Genomic DNA, 21,733 nt, shown 5'->3' with positions numbered 1-21,733 from the left:
AAGAGGACGGAGGGGATTAAGTCGTTCAAGACCCAAACGACATATCGGGCAAAGACGACTTAATCCCCTCCGTCCCTTTTTTCTCCGCTCTTCTGTGCGTGACCGGGGTCCGTTCCGGGGCGCCCGGTTGTGCCAGCATCGCAGCACCCGACACGGAGCGCCGCGATGCAGACCGATCCGCTGTTCCTGCACATCCGGGTGGTGATGGGCATCATCCTCGGCCTGTCGATCACCACCGTGCTCAAGGGCCTGGCGCAGATCATCGAGCATCCGCAGCGCCGCGGCTGCTCGGCCCTGCACCTGGGCTGGGTGGCGTGGACGCTGATATCGCTGGTGACCTTCTGGTGGTGGGAGTTCCGCCTTATCGAGGTGCACCGCTGGACGTTTGAAACCTACCTGTTCGTGATCGTGTACTGCGCGACCTGGTTCCTGCTGTGCGCGTTGCTGTTTCCCGACGACCTGCGTGAATACGGCAACTACGGGAACTATCTCATGCAGCGCCGGCGCTGGATCTTCAGCGTAATTGCCGCACTGACCCTGCTCGACCTGGTCGATACCGCCATCAAGGGCAGCAGCCGCTGGAAACTGCTGGGAACCGCATACCCGTTGCATGCCGCGCTGATGCTGGCGGTGGCGGTGCTCGGCTGGCGGCTGCGCAGCCAACGCACACAGCTGCGCCTGGTGCTGGCAACGCTGGCTTACCAGATCGGCTACTTCGCCGTGGAGTACTTCACCGTCGGCAGTGACTGACCGGGGTGCAAGCACCTGCTGAAAGCCTTTCACTGCCACGCCGCCGGGCGACATCGGCAGCAGCGGCACCGATCCCCCCTATCCCCTGCTGCTGCGGGGCCTCCATCCAATCTCCATCAACCCTACACATCGATTCCATGCGCCATGCAGATACTGAGCGGCCGATCACCGCAAGGATGCCCTGCATGCCTGTATTCGTCCGCGACGCCCGCCCCGAAGATGCCGCCGCCTGCATCGACCTGCGCGGGCGCACCCGCGAGAACGCCTTCAGCGCGGCCCAGCTTGCGGAACGGGGCATCACGGTGGACAGCTGGGCGGCCGGCATCGCCCAGGGCGATTCGATCGGCCGCATCGCCTGGGACGGCGAGCGCATGGCCGGCTACTGCTTCGCCGACCGTGACAGCGGCGAGGTGCTGGTGCTGGCCCTGCTGCCGGACTACGAGGGCCGCGGCATTGGCCGCCAGCTGCTGCAGGACGTGGTCAGCCTGACCCGCGATGCCGGCCACCAGAGGCTGTTCCTGGCCTGCTCCGCCGACCCGCGTTCGCGCTCGCATGGCTTCTACCGCCGCCTGGGCTGGCGCCCGACCGGCAGGGTCGATGAGGCCGGCGACGAGATCCTTGAGCTGGTCTGATCCCACCGTTGCCGGGCGTCGCCTGCCGTCCATGTGACAGCGCCGCGAAACGTCGGATGCTGCGTTGCATCAAAAAAGGACCGGATCCGGTTAGAATCGCGGATGGATGCTGCAAGGCGTTGTTTCTTCACGCCCTTTCCCTGCCCCACGCGCATCCTGACCCCTTCCCCTCCGCCAACGATCCCGCCCCCATGAAGAAATTTGGCAAGGCTCTTCTCGCCCTGCTCGTGCTGCTGTTGCTGGCCGCCGCGCTGTTCCTGTACTGGCCGCTGACCCAGCGCTCGGTGCCCGCCGCCAGCAACGACAAGCCCGTCGATGTTGTGCTGGTCGGCGCCGGCATCATGAGCATCACCCTGGCCACCTACCTGCAGGAACTGCAGCCGGACTGGAACATCCAGGTCTACGAACGCCTCGATGGCGTCGCCGGTGAAAGCTCCGACGGCTGGAACAACGCCGGCACCGGCCATTCGGCCTTCGCCGAACTGAACTACACCCCGGAACTGCCCGATGGCAGCATCGAGACCAAGCGCGCGGTCGGCATCGCCGAATCGTTCGAGGTCTCGCGCCAGTTCTGGTCGCACCAGGTCAAGGAAGGCCGCCTCAGCCGGCCCAGCGACTTCATCAACCCGACGCCGCACATGAGCTTCGTCTGGGGCGATGACAACATCGCCTACCTGCACAAGCGCCAGCAGGCGCTGGTGAAGAACCCGCTGTTCTACGGCATGCAGTACTCTGAAGATCCGGCGCAGATCAAGCAGTGGGCCCCGCTGCTGATGGAAGGCCGTGACCCGAAGCAGAAGGTTGCCGCGACCTGGATGCCGCTCGGTACCGACGTCAACTTCGGTGTGATCACCCGCCAGCTGACCGCCGGCCTGCAGCGCAGCCCGAACTTCAGCCTGCACCTGAACCATGAAGTGACCGCGCTGCGGCAGAACGCCGACAAGAGCTGGAACGTCACGGTGAAGGATCTCAAGGCCGGCACCGAAACCACCACCCACACCCGCTTCGTCTTCATCGGTGCCGGTGGCGCCGCGCTGAAGCTGCTGCAGATGTCGGGCATTCCGGAATCGAAGGACTATGCCGGCTTCCCGGTCGGTGGCCAGTTCCTCGCCTTCCAGGGCCAGGACGTGACCTCGCGCCATGGCGTGAAGGCCTACGGCATGGCCGAGACCGGTTCGCCGCCGATGTCGGTGCCGCACCTGGATGCACGCAAGCTGGACGGCAAGCCGGTGGTCCTGTTCGGGCCGTTCGCGCTGTACAGCACCAAGTTCCTCAAGCACGGCTCGTGGTGGGACCTGTATTCCTCGGTCACCCACAACAACGTCGGCCCGATGCTGGAAGTCGGCAAGGACAACCTGGACCTGGTGCAGTACCTGATGGGCCAGGCGCGCCTGAATGATGCCGACCGCCAGGCCGAACTGGTCAAGTACTTCCCCAGTGCCAAGCCGGGTGACTGGAAGCTGATCACCGCCGGCCAGCGCGTGCAGATCATCAAGCGCGATCCGCTGAAGGGCGCGGTGCTGCAGTTCGGTACCGAGATCGTGACCGACAAGGACCACACCATTGCGGCCCTGCTCGGTGCTTCGCCGGGTGCATCGACCTCGCCGCCGATCATGCTGGACCTGATGGCCAAGGCCTTCCCGGAGCAGATGAAGGCCGGCTGGGAAACCCGCCTGCGCGAGATCGTGCCGTCGTATGGGCGCAAGCTCAACGACAGCCCGGCGCTGGTCAACGAGATCCGTACGCTGACCAGCCAGACCCTGCACCTGCCGTATCTGGAGGTGCCGGTGGATGCGAACGCGGCATCGCCCGCTGCGGCCACGGTGCCTGCGCAGGCCAAGGAAAAGCGCAACGCCAATGAGGAACTGCAGGCGCTGTAAGCCCGCACGTTCCTTTCGATGCAGACGGACGGCCACCTTCGGGTGGCCGTTCGCTTTTGGGCGGCTCCCTGCTGTGGAGCCGAGCCCAAGCTCGGCTCCAGCAAAAAGCAGCCGAGCATGGGCTCGGCTCTACAGAAGGCGATGCCTGGTGCCGGAAAGCCGATGCACGATGACGCGAATTGTAATGTTGTTAAGAAGTATTTACATTTGCGACCTGCGCAGTGACCGCGCCCTCCCAGATGGACCTGATGTGCCCGAAGCCGCCGCCCCGGGTACTGGACGACTGTCGCCACCCTTCCCCGCTTCCAAGCCTCGAGCCCACCATGTCCTTGACCCTGCGTAACCGCCTGCCCCGCCGCGCGCTGCTGCCGGCTGCCCTGCTTTCGTCGTTGACCCTGCTGGCGGCGCCCAGCGCGTTTGCTGCCGCCGACGGCTCAGCCGATGCCAAGACCCTGGACCGGGTCAGCGTGCGAGCCGAGCAGTCCGCTCCGCCGGCCAGCACCACGCGCCTGCCGATCACCCTGCAGGAAACCCCGCAGTCGGCCACTGCGATCAGCCTGCAGCGCCTGCAGGACGAATCGCTGTTCAGCATCAATGACGTGATGCGCAACGTGACCGGCGTCAGCGTGTCCTTCTATGACACGCAGCGCCCGCTGTACTACGCGCGCGGCTTCGCCATCACCGACTTCCAGGTCGACGGCATCCCGACCTACAGCGGTTCGACCAACCAGGAATACGACACCGCCTTCTACGACCGCATCGAAGTGATCCGCGGTGCCAACGGCCTGCTCAGTGGTGCGGGTGTGCCGTCGGCCACGGTCAATCTGCTGCGCAAGCGTCCGGGCAGGGAATTCGATGCCTCGTTCGCGGTCAGCACGGGCAGCTGGGACTATCGCCGCATGGAAGCGGACGTGACCGCGCCGCTGACCGATGACGGCCGCTTCCGCAGCCGCGTGGTCGCCGCCTATACCGATCGTGGCCTGTACTACGACCGCTACGACGAGAACAAGATGGCCGGCATGGCGGTGCTTGAAGGCGATGTCAGCGACAGCACCACCCTCACCCTCGGCTACCAGACCCAGGACAACAACCCGACCGGTTCGACCTGGGGCACCGTGCCGTTCTTCGACAGCCAGGGCAATTTCGCGCACCTGCCGCGCTCGACCAACCTGTCGCCGAAATGGAGCTACTGGAAGCGCGAGAGCAACACCGCCTTCGCCAACCTGGAACAGCGTTTCGGCGACAACTGGCTGTTGAAGATCAACACGGCCTACACCCGCGGCAACGTGCAGAACGTGCGCCTGTACGGCACCGGTAACCCGGACCCGGTGACCGGATCGGGCATCTACCTGCGTGCCGCCGCCGGTGATTCGAAAGACACCCGCCGCAATGTCGATGCTTACCTGACCGGCAGCTTCCCGCTGTTCGGCCGCGACCACGACCTCACGGTCGGCGCCCAGTGGTCGGATCTGGAAGGGACCACGAACACCGTCGCGCTGAACTTCCCGGGCGACTGGGCCACCTGCGGGCGTGAGCGCTGCTACTACATCCCCAATGTGTACTCCTGGAACGGCGACATTTCCGAGGTGACCTACACCCGCACCGGCGCACGCCGTGTAGCGAAGACCACGCAGAGCGGCGTCTATCTGGCTACCCGCGTGCACCTGGCCGATCCGCTGTCGCTGATCGCCGGTGCACGCCTGAGCCGGTGGGAAACGCTCAGCCGCTCGTACAACGCTGCCGGCGCCTATACCGGCACCAGCGGTGCGTACAAGGTGAGCGATGAAGTCACTCCGTACGTGGGCCTGGTCTACGAGATCACCCCGAACGTGTCGGGCTATGCCAGCTACACCGAGATCTTCAATCCACAGAACTACAAGGACCGCAACGAGAACCTGCTGGCGCCGGTACAGGGCTCCAACCTGGAAGCGGGCATCAAGACCCAGTGGCTGGATGGCCGCCTGACCGCCAATGCCGCCGTGTTCGAGGCCAAGCAGGACAACTACGCAGTGCGCGACATGGGCGTGCCGGAAGGTTCGCTCAGCGATGGCACCTCCGCCTACGTCGGCGTCAACGGCACCAAGGCGCGCGGCTGGGAGATGGACGTCAACGGCGAGATCCTGCCGGGGTGGACGGTCAATGCCGGCTACACCCACGTCAAGGTCACCCGAGCGGCTACCGACCTGCTGTACGCCAATCCGCCGAAGGATCTGCTGCAGCTCAACACCCAACTGCAGCTGCGCGGCGCGCTGGAACGCCTGAGCGTTGGCGGCGGCCTGCAGTGGCAGAGCAAGGTGCAGGGCTACAACATCGCCTACCCGCTGGGCGGCACGGTCACGGTGAACCAGCCGGCGTACATGCTGGTGCAGTTCAACGCCAACTACCGCATCAGCGACAGCTGGACCGCAACGCTGAGCGTGCGCAACGCACTGGACAAGACCTACTGGGCCAACCTGGACTACAACAACTACGGCGAGCCGCGCTTCGTGTCGGCCAGCCTGCGCTGGAAGTTCTGAGCAACCCGCGACCCGGTGGGTGCCTGGTGGGTGCCGACCGTTGGTCGGCACGCCCTCCGCCACGACCCACCGTCGTGGCCTACCTGAATGGGCCCGCCTCCGCGCGGGCCTTTTTTGCTGCACTGCGGGTTGCACTCCGCTCCGTAATTATGTCGTAATTATTCCAACACCAGTCGGAAGCCCGTCGATGAACCCGAGTTGGGATACGTTGGAGCGCAGCCGCCAGGCGCGCCTGGAGCGGGCCGCGCCGTGGGCGCGCGGCCACCAGGTCGCCGCCGGGGACGTGGGTGAACTGCTGCACGCGCTGCTGGAGCCCGGCGACAAGGTCTGCCTGGAAGGCAACAACCAGAAGCAGGCCGACTTCCTGGCACAGGTGCTGGCCGGCCTCGATCCGGCACGAGTGCACGACCTGCACATGGTGCAGTCGGTGCTGTCACTGCCCTCGCATCTGGATGTGTTCGAGCGCGGCATCGCCTCCCGGCTCGACTTCTCCTTCTCCGGCCCCCAGTCGGTGCGGCTGGCCAACCTGGTCGCCGAGGGCCGCATCCAGATCGGTGCCATCCACACCTACCTGGAACTGTTCGGCCGCTACTTCATCGACCTGACCCCACGGGTGGCGCTGGTCACCGCGCAGGCCGCCGACCGCCACGGCAACCTCTACACTGGCCCGAACACCGAAGACACGCCGGTGATCGTCGAAGCCACTGCGTTCCGGGGCGGGATCGTCATCGCCCAGGTCAACGAGATCGTCGACAGCCTCCCCCGCGTCGATATTCCTGCGGACTGGGTCAACTTCGTGGTGCAGGCGCCGAAGCCGAACCATATCGAGCCGCTCTTCACCCGCGACCCGGCGCAGATTTCCGAGATCCAGGTGCTGATGGCAATGATGGCCATCAAGGGCATCTACGCCGCGTACGGCGTGAATCGTTTGAATCACGGCATCGGCTTCGATACCGCCGCCATCGAACTGCTGCTCCCCACCTATGCCGAATCGCTCGGGCTGAAGGGAAAGATCTGCCAGCACTGGGCACTGAACCCGCACCCGGCACTGATTCCGGCGATCGAATCGGGCTTCGTAAAGTCGGTGCATTCGTTCGGTTCGGAACTGGGCATGGAGAAATACATTGCCGCGCGCGGCGATGTGTTTTTCACCGGAGCCGACGGCTCGATGCGTTCCAACCGCGCGTTCTCGCAGACCGCAGGCCTGTATGCCTGCGACATGTTCATCGGTTCCACCCTGCAGATCGACCTGCAGGGCAACAGTTCCACTGCCACCCGCGACCGCATCGCCGGCTTCGGTGGCGCACCGAACATGGGCTCGGACGCACGTGGCCGCCGCCACGCCAGCGAGGCCTGGATCAAGGCCGGCCAGCAGGCCGCACGCCCGGGCGAGATGCCACGCGGGCGCAAGCTGGTGGTGCAGATGGTGGAAACCTTCCGCGAGCACATGGCCCCGGCCTTCGTCGAGCGCCTCGATGCCTGGGACCTGGCCGAGCGCGCACAGATGCCTTTGCCGCCGGTGATGATCTACGGCGATGACGTCAGCCATGTGCTGACCGAGGAAGGCATCGCCAACCTGCTGCTGTGCCGCACGCCGGAGGAACGCGAACAGGCGATCCGCGGCGTATCCGGCTACACCGCCGTCGGTCTTGGCCGCGACCGCGCGATGGTGGAGAACCTGCGCGACCGTGGCGTGATCCGTCGCCCGGACGACCTGGGTATTTCGCCGCGCGACGCCAGCCGCGATCTGCTGGCCGCACGCTCGGTGAAGGACCTGGTGCGCTGGTCCGGTGGCCTCTACGACCCGCCCAAGCGCTTCCGCAACTGGTAAGGACAGAGCATGGAAACCCTCGACTATCGATTCGACGGCCGCACCGCCGTGCAGTTCCCGCGCGATGCGGTGCTGGTGGGCGTGCTGGCGTCGGGCAACCTGGAAATCCTGCTGGAACCGGTGGCGCAGCAGGGCGCGATGACGGTGCGCGTCATCACCGCCGCGCAGGGCTTCGGCAGCATCTGGCAGGCGGTGATCAATGACTTCGCAAAGCGTCATCCGCTGCGCGATGTGCGCGTCTCGATCAACGACGCCGGTGCGACCCCGGCCGTGGTCAGCCTGCGCCTCGACCAGGCCGTCGAAACCCTGCTGGCCGGAGGCACGCCATGAGCCACGTACAGCGCCACAGCTACTACGAAGCCGATGCGCGCGAACGCATCGCCGGGCTGGTTGACGCCGGCTCGTTCCGCGAGTTCCTTGGCCCGGCGCGGCGGATGATGAGCCCGCACCTGGCCCAGCTGGACCAGCCGGCCGCGTTCGACGATGGCATCGTCGTCGGCGAGGCCACGCTGCGCGGCAAGCACGTACTGCTGGCCGCGCAGCAGGGGCAGTTCATGGGCGGTGGCGTGGGCGAAGTGCATGGCGCCAAGCTGACCGGACTGCTGCGCCGTGCGGCGCACACCCGCCCTGACGGCGTGCTGCTGCTGCTCGATACCGGCGGCGTGCGGCTTCACGAAGCCAATGCGGGCCTGATTGCGATCTCCGAAATCATGCGCGCCACCCTGGACGCGCGTGCAGCGGGCGTGCCGGTCATCGCGCTGATCGGCAGCGGCAACGGTGCGTTCGGCGGCATGGGCATCGTCGCCCGCTGCTGCACCACGGTGATCATGTCCGAGGAAGGCCGGCTGTCGTTGTCCGGACCGGAAGTGATCGAGACGGTACGCGGCGTCGAAGAGTTCGACTCGCGCGACCGTGCACTGGTCTGGCGCGTGACCGGCGGCAAGCACCGCTATCTGATCGACCAGGCACAGGTGCTGGTACCCGACGCCATCGAAGCCTTCGCGCAGGCCGCAAGCAATGCGCTGCAACCCGATGCCACCAGCACGGATACCGATGCTGCGCTGGCCGCGCTGCAGGAACGCCATGCGGCGTTGAAAGCCCGAATGCAGGCCTGGGGCGACTGCCGCGATGGGCTGGAAATCTGGGCCCGCCAAGGCATCGCCGAACCCGAACGACTGCCGTTGCTGGACACCGACGCCTTCCTTGCCGCCACCGCCGCCCGGAGGCTGCCATGAGCGCACCGCTGCAGTCTCTGCTCGATGCCTTGTTCCCGCGTGGCCATCGTATCGACATCCAGGATTCGGTGCTGACCGGTACGGCCACCACCGACGATGGCGAGGTGACCGTGATCGGCACCACCGATCGCATCGAGGTTGGCGTCGACCATGCATTGGCGCTGGCCGGGACCGTGCTTGCCAGCACCGCCGCACACCCGCAGCGGTCGATCGTGATGCTGGCGGACACTGCCGGCCAGCGCCTGGCGCGCCGCGATGAGCTGCTGGGCATCAACGGCTACTTCGCGCATCTCGCGCAGGCTCTCGATCTGGCCCGCCGCCGTGGCGCGCGTCTGGTCACCCTGGTCTACGGCGAATCGGTGAGCGGCGGATTCCTGTCCTTCGGCCTGATGGCCGACCACATCCATGCCCTGCCCGATGCACAGGTACGGGTGATGGACCTGCGCGCGATGGCCCGGGTAACCAAGCAACCGCTGGAGAAGCTGCAGGCACTCAGCCAGAGCTCGCCGGTGTTCGCGCCGGGCGTGGCCAACTACGTGGCGATGGGTGCGGTGGAATCGCTGTGGGATGGCGATCTTGCCCAGCACCTGCTGCGGGCCCTGCGCACACCCAGCGACGGCGATGCACGCGCGGCGCTGGCTGCACAGCGCGGCGGTCGTGCACTGGCGGCGGATGTTGCAGATGCGGTGGCCCGCAGCGATGCCTGATCAGCCCGCACGCCACATGCTGGTCTGGCTGTCGGCCCACGCCGACTGGCGGGCCGACGTGGCTGCGCAGGAACCGCGCCTGGCAGCGTGGTTCGCGCAGGGTCTGCCGGCCATGGTGGCGCGCCGCGCCGCGGATGACCCCGACCCGCGCCTGCGCTTGGGCGTGCCGCTGCCACCGGGCGAAGGCAAGCTGCGCCTTGCGCTGCGCGTGCCGCAGCAGGATGTGCAGCGCCTGCAATTGCCGCCCGCACTGGACGCGGTACTCACCCGGGGCGTGCCAACCGACTGGCAGCGGGCCCTGCACGCACTGGCGAGCGTTGCACCGGCACGCGTGTTCGGCGCCTTCGCCTGGCAGCACCTCAGCGGCCTGCCCTATGTGCACGCATGCTCGGACATCGACCTGCTGTGGCAGGTTGAGAGCCGTACGCAGGCCGATGCGCTTGCCGCACGCCTGAACGCCTGGGAGCACGCGCATGCCCGTCGGGTCGATGGTGAACTGTGCCTGCCTGATGGCGGCGCGGTGAACTGGCGCGAGTTTGCCGGTGACAGCCGCCAGGTGCTGGTGAAGCGCCTGGAGGGTGCTGCACTGGACGTCCGCGAGCGCCTGTTCGAGACTGCCGGAGCGGCGGCGTGAGCGCGGTCTTCCAGTCCCGGCTGCAGGATGCAAACGCGATCGACAGCGCGCGTCTGGGCCGCTTGGCCATCACCAGCCTGCATGCCGAACTGGCCTGCGCGCCCAAGCCAGGGCTGGTCACCCCCTTCGATACCGGCAGCCATGACGACATGGACGCCGGTACGTTCCTGCGCAGCCTGTTCGCGCTGCGCCACTTCTTCACCGCGATTGCCGACGCCGGTGCCGCTGACGCGCCGTTCGCCATCCTGCGCGCGCAAGGCATTGCTGCCGAGCACGCGATGCTGCGTGCCACTGCCGGCATCAATACCCATCGCGGTGCCATCTTCAGCCTGGGCCTGCTGGTGGCCGCTGCCGCACGCTGCCGTCGCCAGCAGGGCCACGCCGCGCCGGCCGCGCAGGTCTGTCTGGCCGTGCAGCACTGGGCTGATGCGTTCGCCACGGCACCGCTGGATGCCTCCAGCCCCGGCCAGCGCGCGCGCGTGCGCCACGGCGTACCGGGCGTGCGCGAACAGGCCGCCGCCGGTTACCCCGTGTTGCGCGACTTGGCCGTACCGACCCTGCGCCATGCCCTGCACAGTGGATTACCGCGTGATGCAGCGATGTGCCAGACCCTGATGCAGTTGGTCGCGCACGTGGACGATCTCAACCTGCTGCACCGTGGTGGCGCCGACGGCCTGGCCTGGGCGCAGCAGCAGGCGCGCCGCTTCATCGAGGCGGGCGGTGCCTTCGCGCCTGGCTGGCAGGCACACCTGCACGACATCGGCGAGGGCTTCGTCGCGCGCCGCCTGAGCCCGGGTGGCAGCGCCGACCTGCTGGCCTGCAGCTGGTTCCTGCTGCTGCAGGAGGGCGCATGAGCCTTGCCCTGCTCTGCCCCGGGCAAGGTGCGCAGCATGCGGCGATGTTCGACCGCGTGCGCGATCTGCAGGCCGCGCGCCACGTACTGGAGACCGCCAGCGCAGTGCTTGGACGCGATGTGTTCGCGGCGGCCGCTGACGAATCGCGCTTCGGCAATGCACTCGCGCAGCCCCTGCTGTGTGCAGCCAGCCTCGCGCACTGGCAGGGACTTCGCGAAGCAGTGCCAGCACCGGTGCTGGTGGCCGGCTACAGCATCGGTGAACTGGCGGCGCATGTGGTTGCTGGCAGCGTTGATGCGAGCACCTGCCTGAGCCTGGCCGCGCAGCGCGCGCGGCTGATGGATGCCGCCAGCCCTGCCGATGCAGGCATGCAGGCCGTGCTGGGGCTGGAGCGCCATACCCTGCAGCCGCTGTGTGATGCACACGGCGCACATGTGGCCATCGCCAACGGCCGCGATCACTTCATCGTCGGCGGCACGCAGACCGCTCTGCAGGCGCTGGCCGATGACGCTCGCGCGCAGGGTGCGGAGATCCGCCCGCTGCCGGTGCATGTGCCCGCGCATACGCCGCTGCTCCGCTCTGCTGTCGCACCGTTCGCCGCCGCACTCGATGCCTCGGCGCTGCAGGGCCCACGCCTGCCGCTGCTGGCCGGCATCGATGCGCGTCCGGTGCGGGATCGCGCAACGGCGGTCCACACGCTGTCGTTGCAACTGGCGCAGACCATCGAGTGGGCGCAGGTGATGCGCCAGGCCTTCGAGCGCGGCGCGCGGGTTTTCCTGCAGCTGGGCCCGGGCAACGCGCTGGCGCGCATGGTCGCACCGGCCTATCCGTGCTGCGAAGTGCGCGCGGTGGAAGAGTTCCAGAGCCTGGAAGGCGCCGCAGCGTGGGTCCGCAGTGCGCTGGAGCGGCTGCAGTAACGGGTTCGAGCAGTACGTATCACGCATCACGCAGTACGTCGCCTTACCCCGGGGATGGCGGGTCTCCATCCGCGCTGTACGTGAGTCACGTGTCTGGGAGGGCGCATGAGTCCACAAATCGCAACGATCATCGGTCTGGTGATCATGTTCATCGTCGCCACGGCGATGCCGATCAACATGGGCGCGGTCGCCTTCGCGTTGGCCTTCATCATCGGTGGGCTGTGGGTCGACATGGGCGGCAAGGAGGTCCTGGCCGGCTTTCCCGGCGATCTGTTCCTGACCCTGGTCGGCATCACCTACCTGTTCGCCATCGCGCAGAAGAACGGCACCATCGACCTGCTGGTGCACTGGGCTGTGAAAGCCGTGCGCGGCCATATCGTGGCCATTCCGTGGGTGATGTTCGTGATCACCGCGGTGCTCACCGCGTTCGGTGCGCTGGGCCCGGCGGCGGTCGCGATCATCGGCCCGGTCGCGCTGCGCTTTGCCAAGCAGTACAACATCAACCCGCTGATGATGGGCCTGCTGGTCATCCATGGCGCGCAGGCCGGCGGCTTCTCGCCCATCAGCGTGTACGGCAGCATCACCAACGGCGTGGTGCAGAAAGCCGGGCTGGACGTGACTGAAATGGCGGTGTTCCTGACCAGTCTCGGCTTCAACTTCATGATGGCCACGATCTGCTTCTTCGCCTTCGGCGGCATCGCCCTGCTGCGGCGTGGTTCGGTCACCGCGGCCGGAATGATCGGCAATGCTGAACTGGCAATGGCCGGTGGCCCGCAGGCATCCTCACGCCAGTTCGCCATCGAAGGCCACGGCGCGCTGGTAGCCGCTGGCGGGGGCACCCTGTCCAATGATCCCGCCGCTCTGGATGCGGTGAACCTGACCCGCGAGCGGCTGTTCACTCTGATCGGCCTGCTGGGCCTGGGTGTTGCTGCGCTGATCTACAACCTCAACGTCGGCCTGGTCTCGATCACCGTGGCGGTGGCGCTGGCGCTGCTGTCGCCGCAGAGCCAGAAGGGCGCGGTCGATGGCATCAGCTGGTCCACCGTGCTGCTGATCTGTGGCGTGGTGACCTACATCGGCGTGCTGGAACATGCCGGCGCGGTGGATTTCATCGGCAACGGCGTGTCCAACATCGGCATCCCGCTGCTCGGTGCGCTGCTGGTCTGCTACGTGGGTGGCATCGTCTCCGCGTTCGCCTCGTCGGCCGCAGTGCTGGGCGCGACCATTCCGCTGGCGGTGCCGTTCCTGATGCAGGGCCATCTCGGCGCGGCCGGCGTGATCTGCGCGCTGGCGGTGTCGTCCACCATCGTCGATGTCAGCCCGTTCTCGACCAATGGCGCGCTGGTCGTCGCCTCGGCCGCCAAGGAAGAACGGGAGACCCTGTTCCGCCGCTTCCTGGTCTACAGCGGTCTGGTGGTGGCGCTGGGGCCGCTGCTGGCCTGGCTGGTATTCGTGGTGCCCGGCTGGATGTAACCACCCAGCGGTAGTGCCGGCCGCTGGCCGGCAATCTCATGAAGCCATCCAGCGATCACGGGTTGCCGGCCAGCGGCCGGCACTACCTGGCGGTACACTTCCACCATGGCCATCGCCCCTGCTCCACGGTCCCCGAAGAAGCGCGCGCCTCTGTACGAAGAGGTGGCCGAACACGTGCGCGAGCGCATCTATGACTACCGGTTGCCGCCGGGCGGGTGGATCGACGAGCCCGCGCTGTGCGAAGAACTGGGCATCAGCCGTACGCCCCTGCGCGAGGCGCTGAAGCTGCTGGCCGCCGAAGGCCTGGTGCAGATCGATGCCGGTCGTGGCAGCCGGGTCACCCGGCTGACGCTGGAAGACCTCAACCAGCTGTTCCCGGTGATGGCCATGCTGGAAGGCCGTTGCGCACACGAGGCGGTCAGGCACATCGACGATGCCGGCGTGCAACAACTGGAGGCCCTGCATGCAGCGATGGAAGCGGCGGCGGCCGAGGGCAACATCGCCGAGTACTACCGCAACAACTACCTGATCCACGAAACCGTGCAGCATTACGCCGGCAACCCGTGGCTGATCCGCATCACCCACGACCTGCACCGCATCCTGAAGATGCATCGCGGCCGCCAGCTGCTGACCCCGGGGCGCACCGCGCAATCGCTGGCCGAACACCGCGAGCTGATGGAGTGCTTCCGCCGCCGCGATGCGCAGGCTGCCGAACGCACCATGGAGCGCCATCTGCTCAGCCAGGGCCAGGCATTGGCCGCCTATGTGGCAGCGGGCGGGCTGTTGAACGTGCCGGCGCCCTTGCCGACCGAAGGCGGCGGTTGAGCGGATGAGTTGCCGGCCAGCGGCCGGCACTACCAGGACGTGACCTTGGCCGGCGTCCCGGAACATCTCGTCAATCGCCACCACCGCAGCTGCCACCGTCACCGCTGCCACCGTCGCTGCTGCAGTCGAAGCTGCTGTGGCTGTGATGGCTGTAGCTGTCGCCGGAATGGCCGCCCGGATGATCGTAGCCACTGCCGGGACTGTTGTCGCCCCGGATCCCGGAGCCGTCGGCCGTGGCCACCGCCAGGCACACGATGGCCCCGACCAGGGGAAGCAGCCAGACCATCAGCAGCTGCACCGTCCGGCCGCCCGCCGACAGGCCATCACGCCTGACGATCACCACGGTGGCCACCACGTTCGGGCCCAGCACCAGCAGGATCAGCAGAAGGGCAACGATCAGCATTCGGCGACTCCATGCCTGGACTGGAGGCATTATGGCCTGCCACCCCGGCAATGGCCCTGGCTGTCATGAAGATGGGACAATGTGGGGGCGCGCCGGCCTGCCCCGTGGCCGCCGGCGCCCCTCGCACCACACGGAAGAAGAAGAACAACAACATGCTGAAAGTCATTTTCGATACCGACCCGGGCGTCGACGACGCCCTGGCCCTGCTGTACCTGCACAAGCACGCCCAGATCGACCTGATCGGTGTCACCACCACCTTCGGCAATGCCTCGGTGGAGTCGACCACGCACAATGCGCTGTACCTGAAGCAGGCCTGGGGCTTTGCCGCCCCGGTCGCGCGCGGCGCCGGTGGCCCGCTGCAGCCGGAAGCCACCCCGGAAGCGTGGCCGGTGCACATCCACGGCCACAACGGCCTGGGCAACCACCCGGTGCCGGCCAGCCTGGACGTGGCCGCCGATGCCCGCCCGGCCCATCAGCTGATCATCGATCTGGTCCGCGCCCATCCGGGCGAAGTGACCCTGGTCGCGGTCGGCCGCATGACCAACCTGGCCCTGGCCCTGCAGCAGGCCCCGGACATCGCCGGCCTGGTACGCGGCGTGGTGATCATGGGCGGCGCCTTCCACGTCAACGGCAACATCACCCCGGCCGCCGAGGCCAATATCTGGGGCGATGCCGAAGCCGCCGACGTGGTGTTCACCGCCAGCTGGCCAGTCACCGCGATCGGCCTGGACGTGACCACCCGCGTGGAAATGGACCGTGACGGCCTGGATAAGCTGGCCACCATCGGCGGTGCCGACGCCGAGCTGGTCCGTGCGCTGTCGCAGGATTACGTGGACTTCTACCTGCAGGCCGGCCACAAGGGCATGGTCGTGCATGACTGCTGCGCGTGCATCGCGCTGACCCGCCCGGAACTGTTCCAGTTCGAGCGCGCCAGCGTGCGCGTGGCCACCGACGGCGTCGCCCGCGGCATGACCATTCCCAAGCCGGAAGGCCTGGCATTCGGCCCCAGCGTGTGGGACGGCCACGTGGTGCAGTCGATCGCCATCGGTGTGGATGCGGCCGCGGTACTGGCCGACATCGAGCAGACCCTGAAGGTCTGACCGGCTAGCGTCTGGCCCTGCCCGGGACCGTCTCGGGCAGGGTCCACAGCACCGGCAGCACCAGCACCGCCACCAGCGCGATCATCGCGCCCGGCGCCGCCGCCCAGCCGCTGCGCTCCACCCACCATTGCGCCAGCCACGGCGTTGCGCCACCGAAGAATGCAGTGGCCATGGTTACCCCCAGTGCCAGCCCGCTGACCCTGCCTTCGCCGGGGAACTGCTCGGCCGTGGCCGGCGCCGCCACCGCGCTGATGCCACCGGCCACGCAGGCCAGCACTACCGCCGCCAGCGCGATGCCCAGCGCCGTCGCCTGCGCCATCCACGCGAACAGGGACAGCGGCAGCAGCGCTGCCAGCACGGTCAAACCCAACAGCATCGGCCGCCGTCCGAAGCGGTCGGACAACGCGCCGCACAGCGGCGTGATCGCAATGACCGCCACCGCCGCGATCGTCGACAACCACAGCGCATCGCCTTCATCATGCCCCCGTGCGTGCAGGAACGCCGGTACATAGGTGATGCCCACGTAGTAGGTGATCGAGCCCAAGGCGGAGATCGCAAAGGTGCGCGCCACCGCCAGCGGGTGGTGGCGCAGCACGTGCCGAAGTGGCGTGGCCGGGATGCTGCCCTCGCGCCGCTGGCGCTCGAACTCCGGCGACTCGTGCATGCCCGAACGCGCAACCAGGATCACCAGCGCGAGCGCAGCCCCAACGAAGAACGGAATCCGCCAGCCCCAGCTGTCCAGCTGCGGTGTGGGCAGCAGCGCGACGGTAAGTGCAGAGATCGCTACCGCCAGCAGGGCGCCCACTTCGCTGGCGGCCGAGGCCAGCGAGGTCACCAGGCCACGTCGTCGCGCCGGTGCGCTTTCCAGCAGGTACGCCACCACCCCGGTGTACTCACCGCCCACCGAAAACGCCATCACGCAGCGCAGGATCAGCAGCAGCACGCCAGCCATCGTACCGGCCGTGGCCGCTGTCGGCAGCAGTGCAGTGGCCAGCATCGCCGCTGCCATCAACGCCATCGAAGCCAGCAGCATCCAGCGCCGGCCCAGGCGGTCGCCCAGGTGGCCGAAGCACAGCGCGCCCAGCGGACGCATCAGGTAGGACACCGCGAAGCCAGCCAAGGTCACCAGCAACGCCTGCTCGCCACCGCCGAAGAACACCCGCGACAGCACCGTGGCGAAGTACAGGTACAGGGTGAAGTCGTACCACTCCACCACCGTGGACAGGCCCGCCACCCACATCGAGCGCTGCCGCGCCGCAGTCATTGCGTGTTCGCCTTCAACAGCCTCGGTCCCGGTTGGGCAGGTTCCGCGCAGCGTGGCATGGACGGGGTGAAATGCCGGTCATCGGCTGTCGACTGCGTGCATGCACTGGGTTTCATGACCGGTGAAGCGCTCACCGCCAGGGCCGAAGCAGAAGCATCCTTGCTGGAACACAAGGCCGGGCAACTCAGCCCGGCAGCTGCAGTTCCGCCCGCAGCCCTCCACCCTCGCGGTTGTGCAACCTCAGCGAACCACCCAGCGACTGCGCCAGCTGCCCCGCGATGGCCAGTCCCAGACCGGTCCCTCCGGTATCGCGGTTGCGCGAGCTCTCCAGCCGGTGGAACGGTGCCAGCACTGCCTGCAGCTGGTCCTCGGGAATGCCGGGGCCACGGTCGGAAATGCTGATCCACACCCTTCCGGCCGTATCGCGGACCGCCTCGATCTCGGCGGCGCCGGCGTAGCGCAATGCGTTGTCGACCAGATTGCCGACCACGCGGCGCAGCGGCTGCGGCCAGGTCTGCACGACCAGTCCAGCGGGCGCACCGCCAGTGACCGGCTTGCCCATGTCCTCGTAGTCGCCGACCACACTGGCGAGGAACGCGCCCAGGTCCATCGACACCGGCGCGCCAGCGGCAACGTGGCTGCTGCGCGCATAGGCCACGCCCTCACGCACCAGCTGCCCAAGGTGATCGAGGTCGGCCAGCAGGCGCTGCTGGGTGCTGTCTTCAGGCAGGGTCTCCACCCGAAGCTTCATGCGCGTGATGGGGGTCTGCAGGTCATGCGAGATCGCGGCCAGGATCTGCAGGCGTTCACTGACATGGCCACGAATGCGTGCCTGCAGGGCATTGAGTGCGGCTGCTGCGCCGCCTACTTCCGCAGGGCCATCTTCAGGCAGTGCAGGCCCGTCCTTGCCCGGCTGCAGATGCTCCACCGCATGCGACAACTGCTGCAGCGGGCGCATGGCCAGACGCACCGCCAGCCACGCGCACACCAGCAGCAGCGCCAGCTGCAGCAGCAGCACGGCGGGCAGCCAACGTGCCAGCGGCAGGCCCGACGGGGTGACTTCAATGGTCAAGGGTGTGCCGTCGTGCAGGCGCAGTTCCACCTCGAACCGCTCCGGCAGGCGAGCCACCTGGCGCGCCTGCAACGGATAGCGGTGCTGCAGGCTGTCGTCGATGATCGCCGTGACCTGGCGTGCACGATCGGTCTGCAGCCCTGGTCCGGCCGCGGCCGGGCGCAGCAGATAGCGGTAGGTGCGCCGCTCCAGCCGCGGCACCCAGGCCTCACGCTGCTCCGCAGGCAAATGTTCCAGCAGCGCGACGCTCACTGCCACATCCTCGTCGAGGTTGCGCAGCATCATGCTGCGGGTGGACTGGTAGCGTTCGAAGAACAGCAGGCCGAAGGACAGTGCGTGGGCCAGGGACAGTCCGCCCAGCAGCACCAGCAGCAGACGCGCCGACAGCGTGCGTGGCCAGCGTGGACGACGTGCGGCGGTGTTCATTCGTCCGGCCCCAGCAATTGCACCGGCAGGCTGAACACATACCCTTCGCTGCGCACGGTCTTGATGTAGGTCGGCTCGCGCGCGTCATCACCCAGGCGCTGGCGCACGCGGCTGACCAGCAGGTCGATCGAGCGATCAAACAGTTCGGCATCACGGCCCTGGGTGAGGCTGAGCAGCTGGTCGCGGCTGAGCACCCGATTGGCGTGATCGAGGAACACGCGCAACAGGCGGAACTCGGCGCCGCTGAGCGGATACGCGGTGCCCTGTGCATCCAGCAGGTGGCGGGCGGTGGTATCCAGGCGCCACTCGCCGAAGGCCAACTGGCGGCCGGCTTCGCTTACCTGCAGGTTCGGCGGCAGCATCTGCGTGCGACGGATCACCGCATTGATGCGTGCCAGCAGCTCGCGCGAAGAAAAGGGCTTGGTCACGTAGTCGTCGGCGCCCATTTCAAGGCCGATGATGCGGTCGGTCTCGTCGTCGCGCGCGGTCAGCAGCACCACCGGTACCGCCCGATGCTTGCCGGCGCGCAGGTTGCGGCACAGGCTCAGTCCGTCCTCGCCCGGCATCATCACGTCCAGCACCACCAGATCCACGGCATGGGTATCCATCAGCGCCCGCATGGCCCGGCCACCGTCGGCCTGGCTCACGCGCAGGCCGTTGCGCTGGAGGTAGTCGGCCAGCATCTGGCGGATCTCGCTGTCATCGTCGACGACCAGGATGTGCGGTACATGGTTCATTGCGTTCTCGATGAAGACGGAGGTCAGGGCCGCGCTGCGCGGCCATGGTAGCGCGGCTCAGGGGCTGGCCAGCAGGCGCTGGATCTCGCTTTCGGTACGTGCGTAGTCGCCCTCGCCGTAATGGCGGTAGACCACCTGCCCCTGCCGGTCGAGCAGGTACAGTGCGGGCCAGAAGCGGTTGCGCCAGGCGTTCCAGATCCGGTATTGGTTGTCCTGCACCACCGGCCAGGTGATGTCCAACCGTGCGATGGCCTTGCGCACGTTGCCGGGCAGCCCTTCATGGGCAAACTCCGGCGTATGCACGCCGATCACCCTCAGACCCTGCGGCGCGTAGCGTGCATGCCACCGGTGAACATACGGCGCCACGTTGAGGCAGTTGCTGCAGGTGTAGGTCCAGAACTCGACCAGCACCACCTGCCCCCGCAACTGCTTCAGTGTGAGCGGTGGGCTGTTGTGCCAGGGCCCGCCACCGTCGAGCCCGGCGGCGGGAACGGCCTGTGCCGGCTGCGCGTCGGCCTCCGGGCTGGGCCAGGCCATCAGTAGCGCAGCCCCACCCAGCAGGCTCAGCAGCAACGGCAGCGCACACACACGCAGGGCGGCCATCGTTCAGCCCCCCTGCTCGGCCAGCGGCAATTCGGCCGGCTTCACTCCCGCCGCTTCCAGGATGCTGTCGGCCACCTGCGCCGGATGCGAAAGCAGCGACACATGGCTGCTGCCGATCGATTGCAGCTGTGCACCGATGCGCTTGGCGGTGGCGGCCTGCAGCTGCGGCGACAGCATGCGGTCATCGCGGCTGAGCACGTACCAGCTCGGCTTGCTGCGCCACGCCGCAACGTTCACTACTTCGCCCAGCGCGCTGGCCTTCAACGGGACCTGCGTGCTGTACAGCAGTGCGGCCGACTTCTTCATCACGTCCGGCGCGAAGTCCTGGGCGACGGCATCAGCCGGCAACGTCAGGTAGCCATCCCTTTCCTGCAGTCGGGCCAGGCCCGGGCCAACCGGGAAACCCTCGCCCTGTTGCGCCGAAGACTGTCCTGCATCCGGTGCGAACGCGGCCACGTACACCAGCGCCTGCACCTTCGGGTCATTGCCCGCTTCGGTGATGACCGTGCCACCCCAGCTGTGGCCGACCAGCACCACCTTGCCAGGCGCAGCGGCAATCGCACGACGGGTGGCGGCGACGTCGTCGGCCAACGAGGTGAGCGGATTCTGCACGGCCACCGCCTGCAGCTTCCAGTCATGCAGGGTGCTGATGACCTTGCTCCAGCTGGAGCCATCAGCGAACGCGCCGTGCACCAGGATGACGGTGGGCGGTGCAACGGTATCGGCCTGGGCAGCGAAGGCAGGGGCGGCGGCGAGGGCGAGAGCGGCGGCCAGCAAGCAGGTACGGATCATGGGGGGCACTCCGGAGTTGGGAGTGGCCATTTCCGCCTGCCGGTGTATCGGCGCTGTTTCTCTGCAGCGCGGAGTTGTACCGGACTGTAGGGCGCAGGCGGGTTTCTACAGTGGGATACATTCGCGCGCCGGTCCTGGCCGGGCGCTTTCGGGTGGATATCGCTGCCCGCACGCGGGCGCGCAACGCCCCGATGCGCATCAGCGCATCGTCTTTGTATCTGACTGTACGAAACCCCGGCCGCGGCCACAGTCGCTGACAAAACCCCGGGCAACGGCACACGTTGCCGATACCTGCACCGCCTGGAATGGCTTCCATCGACCACTGGCCCGCAGGACACCACCATGATCAGCACCGCTTCTTCCGTGTATACGCCCCGCCTGGACGCCGTCGGCCGCTGGCTCTCGCCGTTGGCGCTGCGCACCCTGCTGGCCTGGGAGTTCTTTGAATCCGGCCGCGAGAAGCTGGGCGGCCAGAACTGGTTCGCCGACTTGGAAGGCCGCTTCCCGTTCCCGTTCTCCACACTGCCCGCGTCGCTGAACTGGCAGCTGGCCACGTGGCTGGAACTGGTGGGTGCAGTGATGCTGCTGCTCGGCCTGGCCACGCGCTCGGTGGCCTACGTGTTCTGGGTACTCACCATCGTTGCCATCGCCGCCGTGCACTGGCCCGACCAATGGAACGGCCTGGGTGAACTCTGGCAGGGCTATGCGATCACCGACCAGGGCTACGGCAACTTCAAGCTGCCGTTGCTGTTCCTGGCCATGCTGCTACCACTGATCCTCAACGGCGGTGGCGCACTCAGCGTGGACCGGCTGCTGGCCGGCCCCGGCCGTGCCACGGCAGGCAATGACGGCCTGGGTTGGGGCGTCAGCCTGATCGCCCTGCTGCTGCCGGTTGCCGCGCTGTTGCCCGGCATCGGCTTCGGCGGTGCCCTGCTCGGCGGTGTGCTGCTGCTGGGCCATCTGCTGCGCTGTCGCCGCGCCGCCTGAGCCGACTCCCCTGTTCCCGCGCGTTTCGCTTTCCGTCGCCTCTTCGGCGGCGTCCATCCCGCACGCCCCGCGTGCTTTCCCAAGGAGTCACCACC

21 protein-coding genes are annotated in these 21,733 nt (G+C 67.5%); 15 read left to right on the top strand and 6 right to left on the bottom strand.

All coding sequences use genetic code 11. The features are described 5' to 3' along the window. Positions 1-165 precede the first annotated feature (165 nt). The 13 genes from AC5P8J_RS08540 to AC5P8J_RS08480 all read left to right on the top strand — a co-directional run bounded on the left by AC5P8J_RS08540 (position 166) and on the right by AC5P8J_RS08480 (position 14,254). On the top strand, positions 166-750 hold the full coding sequence (locus AC5P8J_RS08540; RefSeq protein ID WP_019659328.1) for a hypothetical protein: 585 nt from the start codon (positions 166-168) through the stop codon (positions 748-750). A gap of 185 nt (positions 751-935) precedes the next feature. Continuing rightward, positions 936-1,382, top strand: a complete 447-nt coding sequence (locus tag AC5P8J_RS08535; RefSeq protein WP_171952333.1) for a GNAT family N-acetyltransferase — start codon at positions 936-938, stop codon at positions 1,380-1,382. A gap of 191 nt (positions 1,383-1,573) precedes the next feature. Further along, on the top strand, positions 1,574-3,262 hold the full coding sequence (mqo, locus tag AC5P8J_RS08530; protein ID WP_478405708.1) for a malate dehydrogenase (quinone): 1,689 nt from the start codon (positions 1,574-1,576) through the stop codon (positions 3,260-3,262). Between the two features lie 323 nt (positions 3,263-3,585). Continuing rightward, positions 3,586-5,778, top strand: a complete 2,193-nt coding sequence (locus AC5P8J_RS08525) for a TonB-dependent siderophore receptor (RefSeq protein WP_478405707.1) — start codon at positions 3,586-3,588, stop codon at positions 5,776-5,778. 187 nt (positions 5,779-5,965) lie between these two features. Then, entirely contained in the window at positions 5,966-7,609 is a 1,644-nt protein-coding gene (mdcA, locus tag AC5P8J_RS08520; protein WP_021203095.1) for a malonate decarboxylase subunit alpha, read from the top strand. A gap of 9 nt (positions 7,610-7,618) precedes the next feature. Next, positions 7,619-7,939 carry a malonate decarboxylase acyl carrier protein gene (gene mdcC, locus AC5P8J_RS08515; RefSeq protein WP_021203094.1) on the top strand — a complete coding sequence of 107 codons (321 nt, stop codon included), beginning with the start codon at positions 7,619-7,621 and terminating at the stop codon, positions 7,937-7,939. Beyond that, on the top strand, positions 7,936-8,844 hold the full coding sequence (locus AC5P8J_RS08510) for a biotin-independent malonate decarboxylase subunit beta (protein ID WP_019659334.1): 909 nt from the start codon (positions 7,936-7,938) through the stop codon (positions 8,842-8,844). The genes mdcC and AC5P8J_RS08510 overlap by 4 nt, the downstream gene beginning before the upstream one ends. Next, the gene (mdcE, locus tag AC5P8J_RS08505; RefSeq protein ID WP_021203092.1) at positions 8,841-9,551 is read left to right on the top strand and encodes a biotin-independent malonate decarboxylase subunit gamma; all 711 of its coding nucleotides are present in this window, start codon (positions 8,841-8,843) and stop codon (positions 9,549-9,551) included. Before AC5P8J_RS08510 ends, mdcE begins: the two co-directional genes overlap by 4 nt. Next, on the top strand, positions 9,544-10,185 hold the full coding sequence (gene mdcG, locus AC5P8J_RS08500) for a malonate decarboxylase holo-[acyl-carrier-protein] synthase (RefSeq protein WP_111098258.1): 642 nt from the start codon (positions 9,544-9,546) through the stop codon (positions 10,183-10,185). Before mdcE ends, mdcG begins: the two co-directional genes overlap by 8 nt. Continuing rightward, positions 10,182-11,039, top strand: coding sequence for a triphosphoribosyl-dephospho-CoA synthase MdcB (gene mdcB / locus AC5P8J_RS08495; RefSeq protein WP_164143884.1), 858 nt, complete (start codon positions 10,182-10,184; stop codon positions 11,037-11,039). Before mdcG ends, mdcB begins: the two co-directional genes overlap by 4 nt. Then, positions 11,036-11,956: a malonate decarboxylase subunit epsilon gene (gene mdcH / locus AC5P8J_RS08490; protein WP_171952337.1), complete on the top strand. Its 921-nt coding sequence runs from the start codon at positions 11,036-11,038 to the stop codon at positions 11,954-11,956. The genes mdcB and mdcH overlap by 4 nt, the downstream gene beginning before the upstream one ends. A gap of 105 nt (positions 11,957-12,061) precedes the next feature. Beyond that, positions 12,062-13,429: an SLC13 family permease gene (locus AC5P8J_RS08485; protein ID WP_227853931.1), complete on the top strand. Its 1,368-nt coding sequence runs from the start codon at positions 12,062-12,064 to the stop codon at positions 13,427-13,429. A 105-nt stretch (positions 13,430-13,534) separates the two neighbouring features. Next, complete coding sequence (locus AC5P8J_RS08480) at positions 13,535-14,254, top strand: GntR family transcriptional regulator (RefSeq protein ID WP_021203087.1); 720 nt, start codon at positions 13,535-13,537, stop codon at positions 14,252-14,254. A gap of 70 nt (positions 14,255-14,324) precedes the next feature. On the opposite strand, the gene AC5P8J_RS08475 is transcribed toward AC5P8J_RS08480, so the two are convergent. Then, on the bottom strand, positions 14,325-14,657 hold the full coding sequence (locus AC5P8J_RS08475; RefSeq protein WP_134730393.1) for a hypothetical protein: 333 nt from the start codon (positions 14,655-14,657) through the stop codon (positions 14,325-14,327). Between the two features lie 152 nt (positions 14,658-14,809). On the opposite strand from AC5P8J_RS08475, the gene AC5P8J_RS08470 reads away from it, so the two are divergent. Continuing rightward, on the top strand, positions 14,810-15,757 hold the full coding sequence (locus AC5P8J_RS08470; RefSeq protein ID WP_134730395.1) for a nucleoside hydrolase: 948 nt from the start codon (positions 14,810-14,812) through the stop codon (positions 15,755-15,757). 4 nt (positions 15,758-15,761) lie between these two features. Here AC5P8J_RS08470 and AC5P8J_RS08465 read toward each other — a convergent pair whose 3' ends face one another. From AC5P8J_RS08465 to AC5P8J_RS08445, 5 genes are all read right to left on the bottom strand, one after another. Then, positions 15,762-17,021 carry an MFS transporter gene (locus tag AC5P8J_RS08465; protein ID WP_227853932.1) on the bottom strand — a complete coding sequence of 420 codons (1,260 nt, stop codon included), beginning with the start codon at positions 17,019-17,021 and terminating at the stop codon, positions 15,762-15,764. Between the two features lie 184 nt (positions 17,022-17,205). Beyond that, entirely contained in the window at positions 17,206-18,519 is a 1,314-nt protein-coding gene (locus tag AC5P8J_RS08460) for a sensor histidine kinase (protein WP_478436250.1), read from the bottom strand. Continuing rightward, the gene (locus tag AC5P8J_RS08455) at positions 18,516-19,256 is read right to left on the bottom strand and encodes a response regulator (protein WP_019659345.1); all 741 of its coding nucleotides are present in this window, start codon (positions 19,254-19,256) and stop codon (positions 18,516-18,518) included. The genes AC5P8J_RS08460 and AC5P8J_RS08455 overlap by 4 nt, the downstream gene beginning before the upstream one ends. A 57-nt stretch (positions 19,257-19,313) precedes the next feature. Continuing rightward, on the bottom strand, positions 19,314-19,859 hold the full coding sequence (locus AC5P8J_RS08450; protein WP_134730399.1) for a redoxin family protein: 546 nt from the start codon (positions 19,857-19,859) through the stop codon (positions 19,314-19,316). 3 nt (positions 19,860-19,862) lie between these two features. Next, positions 19,863-20,651: an alpha/beta fold hydrolase gene (locus tag AC5P8J_RS08445; RefSeq protein ID WP_180876139.1), complete on the bottom strand. Its 789-nt coding sequence runs from the start codon at positions 20,649-20,651 to the stop codon at positions 19,863-19,865. 342 nt (positions 20,652-20,993) lie between these two features. Here AC5P8J_RS08445 and AC5P8J_RS08440 point away from each other — a divergent pair, with 342 nt between their 5' ends. After that, positions 20,994-21,638: an HvfX family Cu-binding RiPP maturation protein gene (locus AC5P8J_RS08440; protein WP_019659348.1), complete on the top strand. Its 645-nt coding sequence runs from the start codon at positions 20,994-20,996 to the stop codon at positions 21,636-21,638. The last annotated feature ends 95 nt before the right edge of the window (positions 21,639-21,733 follow it).

The organism is Stenotrophomonas sp. YJH_SMC_37, assembly GCF_059370035.1.
This window is presented reverse-complemented; position numbering and strand designations above follow the sequence as displayed.

Coding starts and splice junctions, on each gene's coding strand:
- AC5P8J_RS08455 (WP_019659345.1), bottom strand. CDS start 19,256: ATGAACCATGTACCGCACATCCTGGTCGTCGACGATGACAGCGAGATC.
- AC5P8J_RS08475 (WP_134730393.1), bottom strand. CDS start 14,657: ATGCTGATCGTTGCCCTTCTGCTGATCCTGCTGGTGCTGGGCCCGAAC.
- AC5P8J_RS08480 (WP_021203087.1), top strand. CDS start 13,535: ATGGCCATCGCCCCTGCTCCACGGTCCCCGAAGAAGCGCGCGCCTCTG.
- mdcC (WP_021203094.1), top strand. CDS start 7,619: ATGGAAACCCTCGACTATCGATTCGACGGCCGCACCGCCGTGCAGTTC.
- mdcH (WP_171952337.1), top strand. CDS start 11,036: ATGAGCCTTGCCCTGCTCTGCCCCGGGCAAGGTGCGCAGCATGCGGCG.
- AC5P8J_RS08535 (WP_171952333.1), top strand. CDS start 936: ATGCCTGTATTCGTCCGCGACGCCCGCCCCGAAGATGCCGCCGCCTGC.
- AC5P8J_RS08485 (WP_227853931.1), top strand. CDS start 12,062: ATGAGTCCACAAATCGCAACGATCATCGGTCTGGTGATCATGTTCATC.
- mdcE (WP_021203092.1), top strand. CDS start 8,841: ATGAGCGCACCGCTGCAGTCTCTGCTCGATGCCTTGTTCCCGCGTGGC.
- AC5P8J_RS08460 (WP_478436250.1), bottom strand. CDS start 18,519: ATGAACACCGCCGCACGTCGTCCACGCTGGCCACGCACGCTGTCGGCG.
- AC5P8J_RS08465 (WP_227853932.1), bottom strand. CDS start 17,021: ATGACTGCGGCGCGGCAGCGCTCGATGTGGGTGGCGGGCCTGTCCACG.
- AC5P8J_RS08440 (WP_019659348.1), top strand. CDS start 20,994: ATGATCAGCACCGCTTCTTCCGTGTATACGCCCCGCCTGGACGCCGTC.
- AC5P8J_RS08450 (WP_134730399.1), bottom strand. CDS start 19,859: ATGGCCGCCCTGCGTGTGTGTGCGCTGCCGTTGCTGCTGAGCCTGCTG.
- AC5P8J_RS08540 (WP_019659328.1), top strand. CDS start 166: ATGCAGACCGATCCGCTGTTCCTGCACATCCGGGTGGTGATGGGCATC.
- AC5P8J_RS08445 (WP_180876139.1), bottom strand. CDS start 20,651: ATGATCCGTACCTGCTTGCTGGCCGCCGCTCTCGCCCTCGCCGCCGCC.
- AC5P8J_RS08525 (WP_478405707.1), top strand. CDS start 3,586: ATGTCCTTGACCCTGCGTAACCGCCTGCCCCGCCGCGCGCTGCTGCCG.
- mqo (WP_478405708.1), top strand. CDS start 1,574: ATGAAGAAATTTGGCAAGGCTCTTCTCGCCCTGCTCGTGCTGCTGTTG.
- AC5P8J_RS08470 (WP_134730395.1), top strand. CDS start 14,810: ATGCTGAAAGTCATTTTCGATACCGACCCGGGCGTCGACGACGCCCTG.
- AC5P8J_RS08510 (WP_019659334.1), top strand. CDS start 7,936: ATGAGCCACGTACAGCGCCACAGCTACTACGAAGCCGATGCGCGCGAA.
- mdcA (WP_021203095.1), top strand. CDS start 5,966: ATGAACCCGAGTTGGGATACGTTGGAGCGCAGCCGCCAGGCGCGCCTG.
- mdcG (WP_111098258.1), top strand. CDS start 9,544: ATGCCTGATCAGCCCGCACGCCACATGCTGGTCTGGCTGTCGGCCCAC.